This is a genomic window from Streptomyces graminilatus (genome assembly GCF_001418565.1).
In the GTDB taxonomy this organism is placed as follows: domain Bacteria; phylum Actinomycetota; class Actinomycetes; order Streptomycetales; family Streptomycetaceae; genus Streptomyces; species Streptomyces graminilatus.
Window position 1 is genome coordinate 1 of sequence record NZ_LIQQ01000086.1, and the last position, 15,634, is coordinate 15,634.

At 69.1% G+C, this 15,634-nt stretch carries 15 protein-coding genes and 3 pseudogenes; 14 read left to right on the top strand and 4 right to left on the bottom strand.

Going from position 1 to position 15,634, the window contains the following annotated elements; genetic code table 11:
* The first annotated feature begins 219 nt into the window (after window positions 1-219).
* Entirely contained in the window at window positions 220-552 is a 333-nt protein-coding gene (locus AOK08_RS09220; protein ID WP_055524980.1) for a hypothetical protein, read from the top strand.
* 73 nt (window positions 553-625) lie between these two features.
* On the opposite strand, the pseudogene AOK08_RS49090 reads toward AOK08_RS09220, so the two are convergent.
* Window positions 626-1,056: pseudogene (locus AOK08_RS49090) on the bottom strand (DUF7848 domain-containing protein); the annotation flags it as partial.
* A 121-nt stretch (window positions 1,057-1,177) separates the two neighbouring features.
* Between AOK08_RS49090 and AOK08_RS09225 the strand changes: the two are divergent.
* Together AOK08_RS09225 and AOK08_RS47150 are read left to right on the top strand one after the other, a co-directional pair.
* Window positions 1,178-2,131: a helix-turn-helix domain-containing protein gene (locus AOK08_RS09225; RefSeq protein ID WP_055524981.1), complete on the top strand. Its 954-nt coding sequence runs from the start codon at window positions 1,178-1,180 to the stop codon at window positions 2,129-2,131.
* A complete protein-coding gene (locus AOK08_RS47150; RefSeq protein WP_241826885.1) occupies window positions 2,094-2,216 on the top strand; it encodes a DUF397 domain-containing protein in 123 nt (40 codons plus the stop codon). Before AOK08_RS09225 ends, AOK08_RS47150 begins: the two co-directional genes overlap by 38 nt.
* Window positions 2,217-2,279: 63 nt before the next feature.
* On the opposite strand, the gene dacB is transcribed toward AOK08_RS47150, so the two are convergent.
* Window positions 2,280-3,794, bottom strand: a complete 1,515-nt coding sequence (gene dacB / locus AOK08_RS09230; RefSeq protein WP_055524982.1) for a D-alanyl-D-alanine carboxypeptidase/D-alanyl-D-alanine endopeptidase — start codon at window positions 3,792-3,794, stop codon at window positions 2,280-2,282.
* A 425-nt stretch (window positions 3,795-4,219) separates the two neighbouring features.
* Between dacB and AOK08_RS09235 the strand changes: the two genes are divergently transcribed.
* Together AOK08_RS09235 and AOK08_RS09240 are read left to right on the top strand one after the other, a co-directional pair.
* On the top strand, window positions 4,220-5,413 hold the full coding sequence (locus tag AOK08_RS09235; protein ID WP_241826886.1) for a serine hydrolase domain-containing protein: 1,194 nt from the start codon (window positions 4,220-4,222) through the stop codon (window positions 5,411-5,413).
* Between the two features lie 345 nt (window positions 5,414-5,758).
* Window positions 5,759-7,549 carry an acyl-CoA dehydrogenase family protein gene (locus AOK08_RS09240; RefSeq protein ID WP_055524994.1) on the top strand — a complete coding sequence of 597 codons (1,791 nt, stop codon included), beginning with the start codon at window positions 5,759-5,761 and terminating at the stop codon, window positions 7,547-7,549.
* A gap of 145 nt (window positions 7,550-7,694) precedes the next feature.
* Here AOK08_RS09240 and AOK08_RS09245 read toward each other — a convergent pair.
* A pseudogene (locus AOK08_RS09245) lies at window positions 7,695-7,895 on the bottom strand (cytosine permease); the annotation flags it as partial.
* Window positions 7,896-8,027: 132 nt separating this feature from the next.
* A complete protein-coding gene (locus AOK08_RS09250; RefSeq protein ID WP_055524985.1) occupies window positions 8,028-8,384 on the bottom strand; it encodes a PLD nuclease N-terminal domain-containing protein in 357 nt (118 codons plus the stop codon).
* 96 nt (window positions 8,385-8,480) lie between these two features.
* On the opposite strand from AOK08_RS09250, the gene AOK08_RS09255 reads away from it, so the two are divergent.
* The 9 genes and pseudogenes from AOK08_RS09255 (at window position 8,481) to AOK08_RS09295 (ending at window position 15,589) form a co-directional block, all read left to right on the top strand.
* A complete protein-coding gene (locus AOK08_RS09255) occupies window positions 8,481-9,938 on the top strand; it encodes a menaquinone biosynthesis decarboxylase (protein ID WP_055524986.1) in 1,458 nt (485 codons plus the stop codon).
* Window positions 9,935-10,837, top strand: a complete 903-nt coding sequence (mqnP, locus tag AOK08_RS09260; protein ID WP_055524987.1) for a menaquinone biosynthesis prenyltransferase MqnP — start codon at window positions 9,935-9,937, stop codon at window positions 10,835-10,837. Before AOK08_RS09255 ends, mqnP begins: the two co-directional genes overlap by 4 nt.
* Before the next feature lie 70 nt (window positions 10,838-10,907).
* Window positions 10,908-11,255, top strand: a pseudogene (locus AOK08_RS09265) (Uma2 family endonuclease); the annotation flags it as partial.
* Window positions 11,256-11,286: 31 nt separating this feature from the next.
* On the top strand, window positions 11,287-11,985 hold the full coding sequence (locus tag AOK08_RS09270) for a UbiX family flavin prenyltransferase (protein ID WP_055524989.1): 699 nt from the start codon (window positions 11,287-11,289) through the stop codon (window positions 11,983-11,985).
* Between the two features lie 105 nt (window positions 11,986-12,090).
* Window positions 12,091-12,546, top strand: a complete 456-nt coding sequence (locus AOK08_RS09275) for an Lrp/AsnC family transcriptional regulator (RefSeq protein WP_055524990.1) — start codon at window positions 12,091-12,093, stop codon at window positions 12,544-12,546.
* 135 nt (window positions 12,547-12,681) lie between these two features.
* Window positions 12,682-13,845 carry an aminofutalosine synthase MqnE gene (mqnE, locus tag AOK08_RS09280; RefSeq protein WP_055524995.1) on the top strand — a complete coding sequence of 388 codons (1,164 nt, stop codon included), beginning with the start codon at window positions 12,682-12,684 and terminating at the stop codon, window positions 13,843-13,845.
* Window positions 13,846-13,927: 82 nt separating this feature from the next.
* Window positions 13,928-14,452 carry a GNAT family N-acetyltransferase gene (locus AOK08_RS09285; protein ID WP_055524991.1) on the top strand — a complete coding sequence of 175 codons (525 nt, stop codon included), beginning with the start codon at window positions 13,928-13,930 and terminating at the stop codon, window positions 14,450-14,452.
* Window positions 14,453-14,551: 99 nt separating this feature from the next.
* Entirely contained in the window at window positions 14,552-14,908 is a 357-nt protein-coding gene (locus tag AOK08_RS09290) for a DUF4229 domain-containing protein (RefSeq protein WP_055524992.1), read from the top strand.
* A 39-nt stretch (window positions 14,909-14,947) separates the two neighbouring features.
* Window positions 14,948-15,589 carry a TetR/AcrR family transcriptional regulator gene (locus AOK08_RS09295; protein ID WP_055524993.1) on the top strand — a complete coding sequence of 214 codons (642 nt, stop codon included), beginning with the start codon at window positions 14,948-14,950 and terminating at the stop codon, window positions 15,587-15,589.
* Window positions 15,590-15,634: the final 45 nt, after the last annotated feature.

Below are 15,634 nucleotides of genomic sequence, written 5' to 3' on the forward strand. Positions count from 1 at the left end.
GGTGGTGGCGGAGGGGACGCCGGAGCAGGTCGCGGGGGCTGCGGAGGCCACAGAGGACGGGGGCGGTTCCGGTTCGGCTTCCCGGACGGGTGCGTTTCTGCGGGAGGGGGTAGGGGCGATGAGGTGATCACCTGGCGTTGTCTGGCTGTTCCGCCGGGAAGGCGCCCACCGGGTGCGCCTGCGCCGCGAGGTGCGGCGAGGGACAAGAAGGGTTGGCCGATGCGTAGATGGGGCCTGCTGGCGTGGGTGGCCGCGCTTGTCGCCGCTCCGTTCCTGCTGGCGATCACGTTCTTCGTCGGCATCTTCGCCGGTGGCCAAGAGATCGACGAGACCTGTGCCTCCCTTGGCCGGCCCCTGGACGAGCGGTACCGCGCCGAGCACTGGCGGGAACCGGGCCGGTTGTTCCCACTGCACAACAAGTGCGACGCCGACTACGACCTCGTACCGGTGTGGGTCAACCCGGCCATCATCGGCCTCACGCTCCTGATCGTCGTGTCTGTCGGGGTGGGGCTGTGGCGGGCGGTCGCGCGTGCCGCCGCGAAGCGCACGTGAGGCCGTGTTGCCCGGCCTACCCGATCGGCTCCAGCGGTTCCAGTACCGAGTAGTCGGCGAAGCAGCGGCGGNNTCCTGGGTGTGCCGCCGCTGCCACTCCTCGACCTTGGCCGGGTCCGGGTGCCGTCCCGACACCGCCCCGCAGTCGTCCTCGTCGCCCGAGACGCAGCACGCCTCGTACTCGGGCTCGGCGGAGCCGTCCTGGACGATCGAGTACGGCACGTACCGGAAGATCCGGCGCCGGGGTGCGGGGTTGTCCCCGTAGCCGGGGTGCGCGTGCCGCTGATGGCGCCGGAGCAGTACGTCGGCGTCGGTCTCCCGGCTGCCGTCGCCCTCGAAACGGGCCAGGTGCCGCAGCACGGCCAACTCGTCACAGGTGACGCAGCCGGGTACGGGAACGGGCGGGGTCAGGTGGCCCGTCGCCGTCAACAGGCCGGTGACGGAACGCCGGTTGACCTCCCGCACGCTCTCGCTCAGCCGCTCGTGTCGCTGTTCCTCTGCCATGCTCGCTCCGTACGTACGTGACTACTCTGGGTGTATTGAGCGTGGCTGAGGGGAACGGTCCGTATCAATGTCTGGGGCGTGTGAACCGGGCGTTGGCACATGAGAGGGATGAGGGGAAAGCGTGGCGCGACGGAACGGTGACGACAGCTCCGGGGCGGGAGTGAGCAACGCGGCCCTGTTCGGCGAGGTGTTGCGGCACTTCCGCGAGGCCGCGCTCCTCACACAGGAGGCGCTGGCCCGGCAGATCCCGTGCGACCGCTCGCATGTGGCGAAGGTGGAGGCGGGCGTGAGCGTCCCGCAGGACACGTTCGCGAAGGCGTGCGACGAAATCCTGGGCACGGGTGGGGTGTTGCTGCGGCTGTGGAAGAAGGTGGACTGGTATCCGGAGGTGCAGCATCCGGACTGGTTCGCGCGGCGGGCGAGGATGGAGGGGGAGGCGGTTGCCCTTCGGGAGTATCAAGAGCAGGTCATCCCGGGCCTGTTGCAGACACAGGGCTATGCGCACGCGTTGTTCAGCCGTAGTGGCATGGACATTGACAAGGTCGAGTCGCGTGTCCGGGCTCGGCTGAGTCGCCAGCCGCGCTTCCTGGCAGACGACGGGCCGCTCTACGTCGCTGTCCTGGACGAGAGTTGTCTGCGCAACGTGGTGGGGACCCCGCAGGTCATGCGGGACCAGTGCGCCCATCTGCTGAGCGTTGGACGGCGTCCCAGCATCCGTGTCCAGGTGGCTCCGGCAGGGCTCTTTGGGGTTGCCCGCCCCCGCAACTCCATGTCGTTGATCAAGCTCCCGGATGGGCATGAGTGGGTGTACTCGGAGTCGCTGGACCGTGGGCATTTCAACGACAATCCGACCGTCTTCGCGCGCCATAGCCAGGCCTATGATGTGCTCAGGGCGGACATTCTGTCGGCCCGCGAATCCGCCGCTCTGATCAGCGACGTGATGGAGGGCTACGGGCATCATGGACAGGCACGAACTCGGCGCGGCGACCTGGATCAAGAGCAGCTACAGCGGGGACAACGGCGGCAACTGCGTAGAAGTGGCCCCCGACTTCCCCGGCGTCGTCCCCGTCCGTGACAGCAAGGCGGCTTCCAGCGGGCCCGTGATGGTCGTAACCCGGGCCGCCTGGGCGGAGTTCGTGGGGTTCGCGGCTCGGGCGTGAGTCCCGCGTCGATGGGCGACCACGTCATTGTGGTCGCCCGGTACGAGCGGCAGGTCTAGTCGGCTACGCCCAGCAGCCGTTGACCGTCGCGGCGAGGCCGTCGAGGGCGTCCTTCGTGTCGGCCGGGGCGGCAGTGGAGTTGTTCTCGATGAACGAGAAGATCTTCCAGCGCCCGTCATCCGCCTTCGTCAGCCCGCTCAGCGCGATCGCGCCGGTCAGCGTGCCCGTCTTGGCGCGGACCTTCCCGACGGCGCACTGGGAGTCGGGGGTGTCGAACCGGCCCCACTCGGGGCCCAGCGTCGCGCCCGCCTCGCCCGAGACGGGCAGCCCGTCCACGATGTACTTCAGGGTCGCGCTGTGCGTGGGGTCCTGGGCCAGGCCGATGATGTCGGCGACGGTCTGTGCCGGGATGCGGTTCGCGCGGGACAGCCCGCTGCCGTCGTTGATCACGAAGTTGTCCAGCGACACGCCGTAGTTGGTGAGCACCTGGCGTACGACGGCTGTGCCGTCCTCGAAGGTCGCCGCGCGGCCGGAGGCGAGCGCCGTCGAGCGGAGCAGCGACTCGGCGATGTCGTTGTCGCTCACCTTGAGCATGCGCTGCACGATGGACGACAGCGTTCCCGACTGGTGCTGCGCCACGGGGACGGTGGCGAGGCCGGCCGGGCCGCGCGTGACGCTCCCGTTGACGGTGACACCCTGCTTGGTGAGGATCTTGGCGAAGATCTGACCGGCGTCCAGGCCCGTGTCCGTCACATGGCGGCCGTCGACCACCAGCGCGCGTACCGGGGCGACGGAGTCGGGGTAGTAGCCGTCGTTCCAGCCGGTGGCGAGGGTGGGCTCGGGGAAGAGACTGTCGTCGATATTCACCTTCACCGAGGTCAGGCCCGCGTTCTTCAGGCCGGCGACGGCGGCCTTGGCCATCGCGGTGAGGTCGGCGGAGGTCAGGGTACGGTCCCCGCCGCCCACCAGGGTGAGGGTGCCGTTGCCGAAGACCACGTTCGTGGTGAAGCGGTGGTCGGGGCCGAGGACCGTCAACGCGGCGGTGGCGGTGCCGAGTTTGGTGTTGGACGCGGGCATCAGCGCGGTGCTCGCGTCATGACCCCATACGGTCTTGTCGGACCCGGCGTCCACGACGACACCGCTGAAGATGTTGCCCAGCCGGATGTCCTGGACGCGGGTGTTCAGGTTGTCCGCGATCTTCTGCTCGGCGGGGTCGAGGTCGGCGCCGCCGGTCTTGACGCCCGGGGACTTGGTACCGGGGGACTTGACGCCCGAGGTCTTGGTGCCCGCGGGCTTGGCGGCCGTCTTGGCCACTGCGTTGTCGACCTTGCTGACCTTGCTGACCTTGTCGGTCTTGGCGGCGGTGTTGGTCACCGTTTTGGCCACCGGCTTGGCCACGGTCTTGGTGACCGACTTGTCGGTGGTCTTGTCGGCGGCGAAGGCGGACGAGCCGAACAGGATCGTCCCGGCGACGGGGGCGGTCACCGCGATGACGGCGGCGCGGCGGAGCGCCGGATTGGCCGTACCGCTCTTGCGGTGACGTCCGCCGGTGCGGTCGGCGGAGGAAGAACTGGGCATGTGGGCCTCGGTGGGGGGTGGGGGACTGGGGACGGTATTCGTTTAAGTCAATCTTGAAAGGGAAAGTAACAGCCTCAACTCCGGTCGCGCATCGGTATGTTGTGAAGCAGGGGGCCTGGCTGGAATACGACGTGCCGAACTGGCGGAGCCGCGTGGGAGTTCACGGTCCCTTAGCCCGGGCGGGTCTGACATGGGGTCAGAGGTCAGGGTTCGGTCAGGGTTGGTTCGGGGCGTTCCCTGATGAGCGGGGCTGCTGGTGCGGACGAGACTTCGTGGTGGGGCCGGTCGATCGCCGATTCACCGGTTCACCCGTTCATCGGTCCGATCGCCACGAATCTGGAGACCCCATCGTGAACAGGCCTGCCTGCCGCAACCGTCGAAACCGTCGCACCCGTTGGACCGCCTTCGCCGTCTGTGGAGGCCTGGTGGCGACCCTGGCCACAGGGATGAGCGCGTCCGCCTCCGCCGCCACTCCAGGCCCGGCACGCGCCGCCGCCACCTCCACGCCCTTGCCGGGGCTGGATCCGGTCGCGCTCCAGGCGGCCATGGGCGGCCTGCCGAACGCGGACGTCACCGGCGCGCTGCTGCGGATCACCGGCCGTGCGGGCCACTGGTCGGGCACATCGGGCGTGGGCAACCTGGAGACCGGCCAGAGCGTGCCGGTCAACGCGCACATCCGGATCGGCAGTATCTCCAAGGTCTTCACCGCCACGATCGTTCTCCAGCTCGCCGCCGAGCACCGGATCGACCTGAACGAGCCCGTCCAGCGGTATCTGCCGGGCGTCCTGCCCGCCGACCTCCCGCCCGTCACCGTCGGCCAACTGCTCAACCACACCAGCGGCCTTCCCTGCACCGCACCCAGCCCCGACTTCGGCGACGGAAGCCCCGAGTGGTTCGCCGCCAACCGCCTGAAGAGCTTCACACCGCAACAGGTGATCGACCTGATGGCGGGCCAACCCATGCAGTTCGCACCGGGCACGGCGCAGCAGTACAGCGGCATGAACTACTACATCGCCGGCGTGCTGATCGAGAAGGTCACCGGGCACAGCTTCGCCGACGAGGTCCGCTGCCGGATAACCGGGCCTCTCGCCCTGCACGACACCTACGTCCCCGACGTCCAGGACCCGCGCCTGCCGAGCCCGCACTCCAACGGCTATCTGACGGTCAAGTCCCCGGACGGCACCACGCGTCCGGTGGACGTCAGCGAGCAGAGTCCCTGGCCCTGGGCCGAGGGCGGCATGATCTCCACCCCCGCAGACCTCGACCGTTTCACGACCGCGCTCTTCCGTGGCCGCTTCCTTCCGCCGGCCCAGCAGGCCGAGCTGTTCACGGTCCCCGACGTCCCCAACTTCCGCAGCAGCCAGTGCCGCACCGAGACCGACGCGGGCCGGGCCTGCATGAGCATGGGGATCATGCGGGTCAAGGCGTCCAACGGTGTGGAGGTCTGGGGCAAGACCGGCTCCCGTCCCGGCTACACCAGCGGAGTCTTCGCGACCCGCGACCTCTCCCGCAAGATCGTCTACTCCGTCAACCCCACCAACCTCAACGGCACCGAGATGCGCTACATCCTCCAGATAGCCGCCGCGTCCTTCGGCCCTCTGGTCCCGGCCGGGAGCTGACTTTCGACGACCGCTGAAGCGGACGACGCGAAGGCCGCCCCGTCGGACCGGGCGGCCTTCGAGAGGGGCTCTGGCTCACGTGACCCTGGGTCCACAGCCCCCAGTTGCCGCGGGCGCTTTCCGCTCGGTCCATTCCGCTCGGTCCATTCCACTCGGCCCATTCCCCGTGGCCCGAACCGCACCTCCATCCATATCGATATCGATTAAGTGTTCGAAATTGAATCTAATCGCCACTGTCGCGATTCGGCCGATTCCTGTCTATTAATGCCGTATATTGGCCGATTTCTTAAGTGCTCCTGCTCACTTTTGGTTGATCTCTCAATGGCGATGGGCATTTCGATGACCATGACCACCGAGACACGCACACCCCATCCAGTCCTTGATCAAGTCGCCGTCGCCGGCCTCCTCTTCCAGGACGGGCCCGAGGGCAAGGACCTCCACGACCGGTGGCAGAGGGCGGTTTCGAGCGCGCTGTTCCGGTATCGCCCCGAACTGACGACCCGGCAGCGGCGACAACTCGCGTACGAGCGGCTACGGGCCCTCAACGACCAGGTTCCGTCCGCCGAGCGCTTCGCCGACGACCCGCGCGGCATCGCGGCGCTGCACGAGTGGGCCGCCCCCATGGACGTGGCCACGATCACGGTCGCCGGCATCCACTACAACCTCTTCCTCGGCAGCGTCGTCGACGACCGGGTGACCCCGCCCCGCGACTTGGCGGACTTCGGCACCATGGCCCGGATCGGGACCTTCCTGTGCACCGAGCGCGCCCACGGCAACGACGCGGCGGCGCTGGAGACGGTCGCCCGCTACGACCGTGAGCACGACGAGTTCGTCCTGCACACCCCGCACCCCGGGGCGCAGAAGTACATGCCCAACACCAGTTCGGCGGGCGGCCCCAAGACCGCCGTGGTCGCCGCCCGGCTCGTCGTCGACGACAAGGACCTCGGTGCCTTCCTCTTCCTCACCCCGCTGAGCGACGAGTACGGCACCCTGCCCGGCGTCACCGTCAGCCTGCTCCCGGAGCGCACCGGCAGCCCGGTGGACCACTGCGCCACCAGCTTCGACCACGTACGGCTGCCCCGTACCGCCCTCCTCCAGGGCGCCCACGGGGAGCTCCTGCCCGACGGCACCCTCGCCAGCGCCGTCGGCAGCCCACGCAAGCGGTTCCTGCACGCCATCAGCCGGGTCACCGTAGGGAAGCTGTGCATGAGCGCCGCCGGTCTCGGCGTGGCCCGCGCGGCGCTCGCCATCTCCGTCCGGTACGCGTACACCCGGCACATATCCGGGCCGGTGGCCGGGCAGCGCGTCCCGCTCGCCGCGCACCGCAGCCACCACAGCCGCCTCCTCGACCACACCGCCACCGCCTACGCCATGACGTTCCTGCACCGGGCGGCCACCGAACGCTGGGTCACCCACCGGCCCGAGGAGCGCGAGGACGCCGAGCGGACGGTCGCCGTCACCAAGGCCTGGATCACCTGGCAGGCCCGCGACATCGCTACCGAGGCCCGCGAACGGTGCGGCGCCCGGGGCCTGTTCCCCGTGAACGGGCTCGCCGACATGGCCGCCAACATCGACGGCGGCATCACCGCCGAGGGCGACAACCTGGCGATCTGCTGCAAGGCCGGCGCCGAGATGATCTTCGGGCACGACCTCGCCGAGGAACCCGCCAGGCCCACCGGCGACGAGCCGCTGACCGACCCGGGGCTGCTGCGCCGCGCCCTCACCGCCGCCGAGCGCTACTGGCACCTCGCCGCCCGCCGCGACCTGCGCGCCGGTCAGGGCGGCGACGCGCTCGGCCGCTGGAACAACGCGTCCTCCGCCTCCCTGGACCTCGTGGAGGTGTACACGGTGGGCAAGGCCGCCGACGCCTTACTGGCCGCGTGCGACCGCGTGTCCGACCCCATCACGCGTGCCGTCCTGGAGGACCTGGCCGCACTGTTCCTGCTCCGCCAGGTCAGCGCCCGCAGCGGTCTGCTCCTCGCCGAACAGGCGCTCACCGCCGACCAGGTGCGCGCCATCCCGCAGACCCTCCAGACCCTCACGACCCGCCTCGCCCCGCACCTCGGCACCCTGACACAGGCCTTCGGCCTCCCCGAGGAACACCTGTCGTCACTGCCGATGCTGAGCGGCGCCTGATCGTAGGGACGACCGACTCCTGACCTAAATATGACGTGCCCATGGCGCCCCGCTCTCTGGCTGGGCGCCCGACCGCGCGCCGTTCGCCGTTCGCCGTTCGCCGGGCGAGCAGCGGGGATGCACGCCCGGCGGAATCAAGGCAAGGTCAGCCGGCCGCCCGCCGCAGCACCCGGTACAGGCCCGCGCTCACCGCGAACCCCACCAGGCAGGTGATGTCCCCGAAGGCCGGCCAGTGCCGCGGCACCCAGCCCACGTACTCCTCCTGGTTCGAGAAGAGCGGCACCGACACCGCGACGCCCGCCACCAGGGCGGCCACACCGGGCCAGTTGGCGAAGCCCCGGTCCGAGCAGTCGTCATACGGGACAAGTGTCCGGCCCGCGCAAGGCCACGCCCAGGGGCGCACTGTCCGCTTCGGGGGGCTCGACGGCGTACAGCTTGTATGCGTGTACGCCGACGGGGAGCAACCCCCGTACCCGTCCTACTCCTTGGGCTCCTCGCCGCTCTCCCGGCGCTTCAGCTCCTCCTCGCGGCGGCGCAGATCGGCCTCCCAGTCGCGCAGATGCGAGTCGTCGTCCTTGAGGGACTTCAGGAACTCCGGGTTGTCGTCCGGGGCGACCCACCGGCCGCCCGGGGCTCCGCCGATGCGCTCGGCGGTGGCGCGGTCGCGGCCGATGATCAGCCAGGAGACGGAGCCGACCAGCGGGAACAGCAGGATCAGGATGGCCCACACGGGCTTGGGTATGAAGCGGACGTCCTTCTCCTGCGTGGTGACGCAGTCGATGAACGCGTAGATGCTCAGTGCGAGAGGCACCAGGATCATCAGCACCCGGAGCATGTATCGATCCCCTTGAGTCGCTGTCCGGGCGCGCTGACGGTCGCGTCCGGCCCCCGCTGACCTGTCCAGGGTAGTGGGTGACGGATACTGGAACGCATGGCTTACGACGATCTTCGCTCCCTGCTCAGGGCGCTGGAGCGCGAGGGTGACCTCAAGCGCATCAAGGCCGAGGTGGACCCGTACCTGGAGGTCGGGGAGATCGTCGACCGCGTGCAGAAGGCGGGCGGGCCCGCGCTGCTCTTCGAGAACGTACGCGGATCGGCGATGCCGCTGGCGATGAACGTGTTCGGCACCGACCGGCGGCTGCTCAAGTCGCTCGGGCTGAAGTCGTACGCGGAGATCAGCGACCGGATCGGCGGGCTGCTGAAGCCCGAACTGCCGCACGGCTTCGTGGGCGTGCGGGAGGCCTTCGGCAAGCTCGGCTCGATGGTCCACGTACCGCCGAAGAAGGTGAAGTCGGACAACGCGCCGGTACAGGAGGTCGTCCTGAAGGGTGACGAGGTGGACCTCGACGCCCTCCCGGCCCTGTTCACCTGGCCGGAGGACGGCGGCTCCTTCTTCAACCTGGGGCTGACGCACACCAAGGACCCGGAGAGCGGGATCCGCAACCTCGGCCTCTACCGCCTCCAGCGGCACGACAAGCGCACGATCGGCATGCACTGGCAGATCCACAAGGACAGCCGCAACCACTACCAGGTGGCCGCGCGCAAGGGCGAGCGGCTGCCGGTCGCCATCGCCTTCGGCTGCCCGCCCGCCGTGACGTACGCGTCCACCGCGCCCCTCCCCGGTGACATCGACGAATACCTGTTCGCCGGGTTCATCGCGGGCAAGCGGATCGAGATGGTCGACTGCCAGACGGTGCCGTTGCAGGTGCCGGCGCAGGCGGAAGTGGTCCTGGAGGGCTGGCTGGAGCCCGGGGAGATGCTCCCGGAGGGCCCCTTCGGCGACCACACCGGCTTCTACACCCCGCAGGAACCCTTCCCGGCCCTGACCATCGACTGCGTGACGATGCGGCGGCGCCCGCTGCTCCAGTCGATCGTCGTCGGCAGGCCCCCGACGGAGGACGGCCCGCTGGGCCGGGCCACGGAACGCTTCTTCCTCCCGCTCCTGAAGATCATCGTCCCGGACATCGTGGACTACCACCTCCCCGAGGCGGGCGGCTTCCACAACTGCGCGATCGTCTCGATCGACAAGAAGTACCCGAAGCACGCGCAGAAGGTCATGCACGCCGTCTGGGGCGCCCACATGATGTCCCTGACCAAGCTGATCGTGGTCGTCGACGCGGACTGCGACGTCCACGACCTGCACGAGGTCGCCTGGCGCGCCCTCGGCAACACGGACTACGCCCGCGACCTGACGGTCGTCGAGGGGCCAGTCGATCATCTCGACCATGCCTCCTACCAGCAGTTCTGGGGCGGTAAGGCGGGTATCGACGCGACCCGTAAGTGGCCCGAGGAGGGGTACACGCGGGACGGCGGGTGGCCGGAGATGGTGGTGTCCGACCCGGACACGGCGGCGAAGGTCGACAGACGCTGGAAGGAATACGGCCTGTGAGTTCAGCATCCGCCGCGCTGCCCCAGCCAGGCCGCACGAAAGCCTTCCTGCGGCTGGTGATGATCGAGCACTCGATCTTCGCGCTGCCCTTCGCCTACATCGCGGCGCTGACCGCGATGTTCCAGGTGGACAAGACCATCCACTGGGGCAAGCTGCTCCTGGTCACGATCTGCATGGTCGGCCTGCGTACGTTCGCGATGGCCGTCAACCGGATCATCGACCGCGAGATCGACGCCCGTAACCCGCGCACGGCCCACCGCGAGCTGGTCACCGGCGCGATGTCGGTGAAGCACGCCTGGACCGGCGCCCTGATCGCCGTCACCGTCTTCCTCGGCTCGGCGGCCCTCCTGAACCCCCTGTGCCTGGCCCTCGCCCCCGTCGCGGTGATCCCGATGGTGGTCTACCCGTACGGCAAGCGGTTCACGAACTTCCCCCAGGCCATCCTGGGCCTCGCCCAGGCCATGGGCCCGGTCGGCGGCTGGCTGGCGATCACGGGGGAGTGGTCCTGGGACGCGGTGATCCTGGGTCTGGCGGTCGGCATCTGGATCGGCGGCTTCGACCTGATCTACGCCTGCCAGGACGTCGACACCGACCGCGAGACCGGCGTCCTGTCGGTGCCGGCACGCTTCGGCATCCCGGCGGCGGTGTGGAGCGCACGGGTGTGCCACGCCCTGACGACGGCCCTGTTCATCTGGTACGCCCTGGTCACGGACGCGGGCGCGTTCTTCTGGCTGGGCCTGGTGATCGTGGCGGGCGCGTTCGTGTACGAGCACCGGATCGTGCGGCCGCATGACTTGTCGCGGCTGAACAGGGCGTTCTTCTCGGTCAACGGATTCATCGGCATCGCCCTTTTCGGGTGTGCGCTGCTGGATCTTCTGGTTCGGGGCCTGACGGTCTGAGTACGGTGCGGACCGTGAACCGTCCGCACGCGCATCTCACCCGGTTCCAGGACGCGTTTCCCAGAACGAGTTCTGCCCGGATCTCGCGGTCATCCCGGCATCGGAAGCGGCGAAGAACGAGGGCGCCTACCCGGCCGACCTCATCGAGTTCGTCGTGGAGGTCGTGTCCCAGGGCGGCATCCGCCGCGACTACGAGGTCAAGCCCCGCTGGTACGCCTCCCGGGGCATCGCCAACTACCTGATCCTGGACCCCCTCAAGGGCCACGCCGTCACGATGTGGAACCCGGGCCCCGACGGATGCCGGGGCCGCGACACCGTCCCGTACGGAGCCGACGTGACCCTCGACTCCCCGCTCGGCAAGTTCACCGTGGCCACGGCTCGTCTCCCCGTAGACCCGAAGGCGAGCGCCCTGTCCTGAACTCGGCCTCGCCCGCCGGTAGGCTCAGGGTGTGAACGCAGGAGAAACGCAGCGCGCGCCTTGGATCGTGGGGGTGTCCGGAGCGTCGGGGACGCCGTACGCGGCTGCTGTGCTGCGGGCGCTGCTCGCGGCGGGGGAAGCCGTCGACCTGGTCGTCTCCCGGGCCTCCCGGCTCACGCTGCTGGACGAGACCGGGATCGCCTTCCGGGACGCCCACTGGCAAGGCGACCTGGGGGAATGGCTGGCCCGGGGCGCCGACGGCAAGCCCGGCACCTTCGACGTGGACATCAGCGGCGTACGGCACTGGAGCGCCGGGGACCTGGCGGCCGGGCCGTCCTCCGGGTCGTACCCCACCAAGGGGATGCTGATCGTGCCCGCCTCCACCGCCTGCGTGGCCGGGGTCGCGCTCGGGCTGTCGAAGGACCTGTTGCAGCGGGCGGCCAGTGTCACCCTCAAGGAACGGCGCCCACTCGTCGTCGCCGTACGGGAGTCCCCGCTGAACGGGCAGACACTGCGGCACCTGGTGACCCTGGACGACGCGGGCGCGAGCGTCGTACCGGCCTCGCCCGCCTTCTACGCCGGCGCCACCCACATCCAGGATCTCGTCGACTTCGTCGCCGGACGCGTGCTCGACGCGGCGGGCGTCTCGCACGGGCTGTACCGCCGCTGGCAGGGTGAACTCGGCGGCGGGTCCGGGGAGTCCCGTACGTCCAGTACTGATAACGACTGACCCGGCGTACGTATCAGCAACCGCCGGTACCGCTCATCACTTTCAGGAACGTCACGACTTTCAGGGACGTCACGTTCAGGATTCTTCATCGGAAGGCTCGATCGCATGGACGCCGTGGACAGGCAGCTCATCCAGGCCCTGAGGGAGAACGGCCGGGCCTCCTACGCCGAACTGGGGCGCCTCGTCGGCCTGTCGGGGCCCAGTGTCACCGACCGCATCAACCGGCTTGAGGCGGCCGGTGTCATCACCGGATACCGCGCCACCGTCGACGCCACCTCGCTCGGCCTCGGTGTCACCGCGCTCATCGGCATCTCGCTCTCCGACGCGGCCGACCACGAGGACGTGGCGCGCCGCCTGCGGGACCTCAGCGAGATCGAGGACTGCTGGTTCATCGCGGGCGACGACTCGTTCATGCTCAAGGTGCGGGCGAGCGACGTCGACGGCCTGGAGAAGACCATCCGGCGGCTCAGCGGGACCCAGGGCGTCTCCCGGACCCGTACGACCATCGTGCTCTCCACGAAGTGGGAGAACAGGGTCGGTGAGCTGCCGGAAGAGCAGTAGGGGATGGGGCGTACGGTTTACGAGGTCCGTACAAGGCCCGTGCAAGGTCCGTAAGAGGTCCGTAAGAGGTCCGTACGAGGTCTGTACGAGGTCTGTACGTAGTCGGTCTGGGAGAGGGATGAGCGAGGAATGAGCATGGACGTCGGGCTCAAGCGCGAGCTGGAGGAGAAGGTCAGGGCCGGTGAGCGGCTGACCCGCGAGGACGGCATCGCGCTCTACGAGTCGGACGACCTGGCCTGGCTGGGCGGGCTGGCGCACGAGGTGCGGACCCGTAAGAACGGTGACGTGGTCCACTTCAACGTCAACCGGCACCTCAACATGACCAACGTGTGCACGGCCTCCTGCGCCTACTGCTCGTTCCAGCGCAAGCCGGGCGAGAAGGACGCGTACACGATGCGCATCGAGGAGGCGGTCAGGCTCGCCAAGGCGATGGAGGGCGAGAACCTCACCGAGCTGCACATCGTCAACGGACTGCACCCGAGCCTCCCGTGGCGGTACTACCCGCGCTCCCTGCGCGAGCTGAAGGCCGCGCTGCCCGACGTCTCCCTCAAGGCGTTCACGGCGACGGAGATCCACCACTTCGAGACGATCAGCGGCCTCACCGCGTCCGAGATCCTCGACGAGCTGATCGACGCGGGCCTTGAGTCGCTGACCGGCGGCGGCGCCGAGATCTTCGACTGGGAGGTCCGCCAGCACATCGTGGACCACCGCACGCACTGGGAGGACTGGTCGCGCATCCACCGCCTGGCGCACGAGAAGGGCCTCAAAACCCCCTGCACCATGCTGTACGGCCACATCGAGGAGCCCCGCCACCGCGTCGACCACGTCCTGCGCCTGCGTGAGCTCCAGGACGAGACGAACGGCTTCCAGGTCTTCATCCCGCTGCGCTACCAGCACGACTTCGTCGACATGAAGGACGGCAAGGTCAGGAACCGCCTCCAGGCGCGCACGCAGATGGCGACCGGCGCCGAGGCCCTGAAGACCTTCGCGGTCTCCCGACTCCTCTTCGACAACGTCCCGCACGTCAAGGTCTTCTGGGTCATGCACGGCGTCCAGACCGCCCAGCTCGCCCTCCAGCACGGCGCCGACGACATGGACGGCTCGGTCGTCGAGTACAAGATCACCCACGACGCCGACAACTACGGCACCCCCAACAAGCTCACCCGCGAGGACCTGCTCGACCTGATCCGCGACGCCGGCTTCCGCCCGGTGGAGCGCAACACGCGGTACGAGATCATCCGCGAGTACGACGGCCCGGACCCGGCGCGGCGGGATTCGCCGCAGGCGATGCGGGTGTGAGAGCGAGGGGGAGGGGTGTGGGCGCGGTGAGTGTGAGGGTACGGGGGCGAACCGCCCGTACGGTAATGGGTATTCTTTCCCTGTGACCCTTACCTTCACCCTCGACCCCGCCATCACCCCTGACCTCCGCGACGGGCTCCTCGACCTCTGGACGGACGTCTCCAACGCGGGCGGTGCCGTTGGCTTCGTCGCCCCTGTGGACCGGGAGACCGTTCGGCCCGAGTTGGTGAAGCACTTCGCTGGGATGGCGGGTGGGCGGACCCGGCTGCTGGCCGGGTACGACGAGGACGGGCGGGTCGCCGCGGCCGCCTTTCTCGCCTTCAACGCCCGCCGTCTGATGGCCCACTGGGTGTGGCTGTACACGGTCATGGTGCATCCCCGTCATCAGGGCCGGGGGTACGGTCGTGACCTGCTGGCGGCTGCGGCCGACGCGGCCCGCGGTATCGAGGGCGTGGAGGCGATCCGGCTCACCTGCCGGGGTGGCCTCGGCCTGGAGCAGTTCTACGGCTCCTGCGGCTACAAGGAGGTCGGTCGCATACCCGGTGCGATACGGGTCGCGCCCGGCGACGACCGCGACGACATCATCATGCTTCTGCCACTGGCGTGAGCCCGGGCGCGTCCGGCCCGTGCACCCCGCTGCAAGATCGGGACCTCGCCGTGCTTCACTGGACGGTGCCCCTTTTCGGAACCGGAAGACTGGATTGAGATGCTCCGCTACACGCTGATGCGCCTCGGGATCTTGGTGGCCTGCCTGCTGGTCGTCTGGGGCCTCGTCCAGTCGGGTATCGCTCCGCGTGGCCTGGGCGACTCCAACGGCATGTGGATCATCCTGCTCTCCCTGGTGATCTCCGCCCCGATCAGCTTCGTGGTGCTGCGCAAGGAGCGGGACCGGGCCTCGGTGCAGATCGTCGCGAAGGTGGACCGCGTCAAGGCCAACCTGGACGCGAACCGCAGCCAGGAGGACGAGGCCGTCGACGAGGCGGCCCGCGCCCAGGCCGATGTCCAGGCCGATGCGCAGTCCGAGTCCCAGGGGCAGCCCCAGACCCAGGGCCAGCCCTCCTGACCTGACAGCGCACCGGACCGCGCAACTACCCTTGCCCCCATGGGTGCTGTGAAGAGCAAGCGGATGCCGCGTGCCGTCCGTGAGCAGCAGATGCTGGACGCCGCCGTACGGATCTTCGGCCAGCGCGGCTACATGGCCGCGTCGATGGACGAGATCGCCGAACTCGCCGGTGTCTCCAAGCCGTTGGTCTATCTGTACCTGAACTCCAAGGAAGACCTCTTCACCGCCTGCATCCGGCGCGAGGCAAGGACGCTCACCGAAGCGGTCCGCGCCGGCGTCGAACCGGCCCTGCCCGCCGACCGCCAGCTCTGGAACGGCCTGCGCGCGTTCTTCACGCACACCGCCCAGAACCCGGACGGCTGGTCGGTGCTCCATCTCCAGGCCCGTACGCACGGCGAGCCGTTCGCGACCGAGGTCGCCTCGATGCGCGAGGAGATCGTCGCGTTCGTCACCCAGTTGATCGTGGTCGCCGCCCGCGAGGCCCACCGCGACCCCTCGCTCCCCGAGCGCGAGGTCGCCGGCCTCGCCGTGGCCCTGGTCGGCGCCGCCGAGTCGCTGGCCGCCTGGGCCAACACCACCCCCGGCATCACCGCGAAACAGGCGGCGACGACTCTGATGAACTTCGCCTGGTCGGGCTTGGACAACCTGATGGCCGGAAACCCTTGGTCACCACCGGCATAGAGGTCTGAAAGGGGCCGCCAGGCCACCTTTCAGGGGCGCGGGGAA